The organism is Deferribacterota bacterium, from assembly GCA_034189185.1.
Classification (GTDB): Bacteria; Chrysiogenota; Deferribacteres; order Deferribacterales; family UBA228; genus UBA228.
In genome coordinates this window covers 1-5500 of the sequence record JAXHVM010000121.1, presented here as the reverse complement: position 1 = coordinate 5500, position 5500 = coordinate 1, and the positions used below count along the sequence as shown (strand labels likewise).

General features: G+C 30.3%; 4 protein-coding genes and 1 tRNA gene. All 5 read left to right on the top strand.

The window, feature by feature from the left end:
- Nucleotides 1-112: 112 nt before the first annotated feature.
- Nucleotides 113-1516 carry a sigma-54 dependent transcriptional regulator gene (locus SVN78_08000; protein MDY6821546.1) on the top strand — a complete coding sequence of 468 codons (1404 nt, stop codon included), beginning with the start codon at nt 113-115 and terminating at the stop codon, nt 1514-1516.
- Complete coding sequence (gene rnr / locus SVN78_07995) at nt 1503-3575, top strand: ribonuclease R (GenBank protein ID MDY6821545.1); 2073 nt, start codon at nt 1503-1505, stop codon at nt 3573-3575. The genes SVN78_08000 and rnr overlap by 14 nt, the downstream gene beginning before the upstream one ends.
- Before the next feature lie 3 nt (nt 3576-3578).
- Nucleotides 3579-3651 (top strand) — tRNA-Thr (locus SVN78_07990).
- A 179-nt stretch (nt 3652-3830) separates the two neighbouring features.
- Nucleotides 3831-4763 (top strand): AAA family ATPase, encoded by a 933-nt coding sequence (locus tag SVN78_07985; protein MDY6821544.1) that lies wholly within the window; start codon nt 3831-3833, stop codon nt 4761-4763.
- Between the two features lie 101 nt (nt 4764-4864).
- A partial coding sequence (locus SVN78_07980) for a DUF58 domain-containing protein (GenBank protein ID MDY6821543.1) occupies nt 4865-5500 on the top strand: 636 nt, incomplete at its 3' end.

The following is a 5500-nucleotide window of genomic DNA, read 5'->3' as shown; positions in this document are numbered from 1 at the left end:
GTTAGGTTTAACTATTGCAAAAAAGATTATTGAAAGTCATAATGGAAGAATAGATATTAAGTGTATTAATGGATTAGAAACAACATTTTCAATCCTCTTACCTTTATAAACTATGGAAAAAAATAATTTATTAATTATTGATGATGAAGAAAATATTTTGTGGGTTTTAGAAGAGGGGCTAAATGATAAGAATCTTATCATACACACCTCTAAAAGTATTGTTGAAGCAGAAAAAAAACTTGAAAAACTTCCTATAAAAGCATGTATTGTTGATATATATATTGACGGCGTAAATGCGCTAGATCATATAAAGAGATGGATAAGAAAATATCCAGATATATATTTTGTAATAATAACAGCTTATAATACTAGTTCAAATATAATTGAATCTATAAAATTGGGAGCAATTGATATATTTACAAAGCCTTTTGACATTGGAGAATTAAAAGAAAGGCTATTAAATATTTTTTATTCTAAAGGAGGGGAGAAGGTTTATGGCGCAGATGATCCTTTAGATAATATGTCCTATGACTATCAAACAAGAAGCAAAAAAATGCTGGAAATTTATAAGATAATAGGAAGGACAGCAAAATCTGATATATCTGTGTTAATAACAGGGGAGACAGGAAGTGGTAAAGAGGTAATTGCAAGACTGCTACATAACAAAAGTAGTAGAAGCGATAAACCCTTTGTGGGTATCAATATGGCAGCAATACCCAAGGAGCTGATTGAGAGTGAACTATTCGGTTATGAAAAGGGTGCATTTACTGGTGCAAATACTGCTAGAATAGGGAAATTTGAACAAGCAAATGGAGGCACTATATTACTAGACGAAATATCAGAACTTGACTATAGACTACAATCAAAAATATTAAGGGTTATACAGGATAAAGAATTGACTAGGATTGGTTCTAATAATTCTATTAAATTAGATATAAGAATAATTGTTGCAACAAATAGGGATATGTTAAGCCTTGTAAAAGAAAATAAATTCCGTGAGGATTTATATTACAGGTTGAATGTTGTTAACATTAGGGTGCCACCATTAAGAGAGAGAAAGGAGGATATTCCTATTTTAATTAATTATTTTCTAGAAAAATATAAGCACTATAGAGAAGATAAGTTAGAATTTGATAAAGAGGTATTAAAAGTTTTTAATGAATATAACTGGCCAGGCAATATTAGAGAGCTTGAGAATACAATTTTATTCTTAATGATTAATTGTGGCTCAAAGTTGTTAACAGTTGATGACCTACCATCTAACTTTAAGCAGCCATATAATAATGGTTATTCCCTGCGTAAAGATTTGTATGATTTTGCTTATAAGTTAATTAATAATGTTAAAAATCTTGAGCAAGATTTATCGCCTTATGAGGAATACATTAAATTAGTAGAACAACCTATTATAAAGGCAGCTTTAGATATAACAGATGGCAATAAGAGTAAAGCAGCAAATATATTGGGTTTAAATCGTAATACATTGAGAAAAAAGGTTGAGAAGTATGAAGGAAAATAATAGATTTCAAAAGAAGATTCTAGATTTTATTTCAAGCCAGGATAAACCTGTTGGTGTTAAAAATATCTCTGAGTTTTTTAATCTAGATAGAAATGTTATAAGGGAAGTATTAAAAGATCTTGTCAACAAAGGAGAGATTTTAAGACACAGCTCAGGAAAATATTCATCAGTTAGTATGTTAGATCTTTATACAGGTATCATTGACGGCAACCCTGATGGATATGCTTTTTTTATATCAGAGAACGGTTCTATAAATGATCTATTTATACCACCAAATAAACTAGGAGGAGCTATACATGGCGATAGGGTTGCAATAAGGGTTGATGAATATAAAGGAAAGAAAGAGGCCTGTGTTGTAAAAGTTTTAGAGAGGAAAAACACATTAATAGTTGGCAGAGTGGAAAAATCTAAACATTTTGCCTATGTTATACCCTTTATGAAAAAATTCTTTTATGACGTATATATACCCAATAAATATTCAGCCAATCTAAAGGATGAGGAAATTGTAGTCTGCCAAATATATAAATTCCCAGAAAAGAGAAAGAATCCAGAGGGTAAAATAATTAAATCTTTGGGTTTTTTAAGTGATAAAGGAATAGAAAATAAGATAGTTTTGGAAAAATATGGGTTATCAAAGAGGTTTAGTAAGTCCGTAATAGATGAATCAAAAAAAATTAGTGATACAATTGATACTAAAAATAGAACTGATTTAAGGGATTTACTTACAATCACAATTGATGGTGAGGATGCTAGAGATTTTGATGATGCCATATCACTAGAAGAAAAACAGGCAGGATATACACTATATATACATATAGCAGATGTTGCCCACTATGTTAAAGTAGGTAGCGCTATTGATGAAGAAGCATTTTCAAGGGGAACGAGTGTATATTTCCCTGAATTTGCAATCCCTATGTTGCCTGAGAGATTATCTAATAATATATGTAGTCTAAACCCAAATGTTGATAGGTTAACTATGACAGTTAGAATTGATTATGATTTAAATAGGGAAAGATTAGGTGTAGATTTTTATGAGTCAGTTATAAAAAGTGATTACAGGCTAACCTATGATGAGGCAAATGAATTGTTAGAAAATTCTAAAAATATAGAAGATGAAAACTTATTAAGATTGTTAAAAAGCGCTGAAAAACTAACTAAATGTTTAATTGATAGAAAAAAAGAAAAGGGTATGCTATATTTTGATTTACCAGAACCTCAATTTTTATTTGATAAGGAGGGTGAATTAATAGGGATTAAACCATTGGATAGGAAAATATCTCATAGGATAATCGAAAATTTTATGTTAGAAGCTAACGAGGTTGTTTCAGAATTTTTAGAGCAAAAAATAAACTCTAGTATTTATAGGGTTCATGGTGAACCTGATAGAAGTAAGATTATTGAATTTATCGATTTATGCAATTCCTTTGGTTTGAATTTGGAGGAGCCTAAAACTATAAATCCTAAGATAATACAAAAAATTTCAGAATATATTGTGACAACTTCCTATAGTTATATTTTAAGCTCTATGTTAGTTAGGAGTATGCAGAGAGCCCTCTATTCAACTGATAATATTGGCCATTTTGGCCTTGCCTCAAAGTCGTACACACATTTTACCTCCCCTATAAGGAGATATCCAGATCTTATCATTCATAGACTTCTTAAAATGTATAAGTTTGGCTACAATTTTAGTGTTGATGAAGAATGGATGGAAAAAGCCGCTAAAGAGCTTTCAATAAAAGAGGAATTAGCTGAGAAGGCTGAAAGAGAAATCCACCAATATAAGAAGATTAGATTTTTAGAAAAAGATTATAATAAAATTTATAGTGGCTATATAAATAGAGTTAACTCAAGTGGTTTTTTTGTTTTCATCGAATCGCTTATGCTAACAGGTTTTATACCAATATCTAGCTTAGAGGATGATTACTACATATTTGATTCAGCTTCTTCAGCCCTTTTTGGGAAGAATAGAGGCAAAGTCTATAGGGTTGGTGATATTGTTAATGTAGTAGCCAGTAAGATCAATTATGATTTCTTAGAAGTAGATTTTAGATTATCATAATTTGCTGGCATAGCTCAATCGGCAGAGCAGCTGATTCGTAATCAGCAGGTCGGGGGTTCAAATCCCCCTGCCAGCTAAATGGGCAATCCTTCAACTTCCCCAATCCTTCGACTTCGCAAGTCAGATTTTCCCCGTACTTACGCCATCCTCTGACTTCGCAAGTCAGATTTTTAGACTTCGCAAGTCAGATTTTTATATATTTGGGTGTATTTTAATTCTTTTAAAAATTTAAATTAGTATTAATATATTAACAAAATGGATAAATATTTTAATATATATAAAGGTTTTGAGAAGTACATTAATAGTTTTTTAAAAGGCAAGGAAAAGGCTGTAAAAATTGCAATGCTATCTATTTTAGCTGGTGGCCACATAATTATTGAAGATATCCCAGGTTTGGGCAAAACAACACTTGCTCTCACTTTAGCACATTCTTTAGATTTATCTTTTGGGCGTATACAAGGCACTAATGATCTATTGCCCCCTGATATTATTGGTTATGAGGTATTTGATAAGAATAGTAATAATTTAGTATTCAAAAGGGGACCAATCTTTAACAACATTATTCTTTTTGATGAAATAAATAGGGCATCCCCTAAAACCCAAAGTGCACTATTAGAAGCAATGGAAGAAAATGGGGTTACCTATGAAGGCCATACATATAGTTTGCCCAAACCTTTTATGGTTATAGCAACCCAAAATCCTTATGATGAATTTGGTACATATCCACTTCCTGAATCTGAGTGGGATAGGTTTCAAATGAGGCTTTTAATTGGTTATCCACCTTATTCGGTTGAAAGGCAGATACTAAAAGAAGGTAGTTTGAAAAATAAAGTTAATCATTTAAAGGCAGTAATAAAAAAGGATGAACTATTAGCGCTACAGGAATTTATAAGGACTAAAATTTATATATCTGATAATATTTATGACTACTTACTAAATATAGCAAATCATATTAGGGAATCTGATGATGTTTTGATTGGTTTATCAACAAGGGCATGTCTAGATATAGTTTCAATTGCTAAGGTATCTGCATTTATAGCTAAAAGGGATTATGTTATTCCTGAAGATATTGTTGGGTTGAGTAATTATACGATGCCCCATAGGATTATATTTAAAAATGCATATAAAATATCAGACAAAGAGGCATTATTAAGAAATATAATAAAAGAAGTAAAAAATCCTTTGTAATTACCTTTACTAGGATAGGTTTTTTCTATTCTGTTACTGTTCTTATCCTTGGCTTTGCGGCAATTAATACAGGTAATAATCTTATATATATTATTGAGTCAATGCTTTTATCAATACTTTTACTATCTGGCATTTGGGGGTATATTAATATTAAAAATTTAAGTGTAGATATAGCTAATATTTCAGATATATATGCAAATAGATGGGTAGATGTTAAGCTAAAGTTAACAAATAATTACAGCAGATTGACCCTTTATCTTCTTGATATAAAGATAAATGAATCTTGTGCAAGGGTTGATAGGATTAAAGGTGGGGAAGAAGTAACCACTTATATAAAGTTAATTTTTAAAAAAAGAGGTATTAATTATATTGATGGAGTGTATATATCTACAATCTTTCCATTCTATTTTTTTATTAGATCAAAGTATTATAGATGTGGCAAAAAATTCTTAGTATTTCCTGAACCTAAAAAGCCACTCTATAATATGTGGGCAAATTCAAATAGATCTAAATATGATAATTATACAAAAACAGGAAATATCTATATAAATAACTCACTTGATATAGGAAGTATAAGAGAGTTTATAGAGGGCGATCAAGTAAAAGATATTATATGGAAATCTTTTTTTAAAACTGGTGAATTATTGGTAAAGACTTATGAGACATCAGAATTAAGCCCTGTAATAATCGAAATTACAAATAACCTCGATATAGAGAAAAAATTAAGTTATGATACC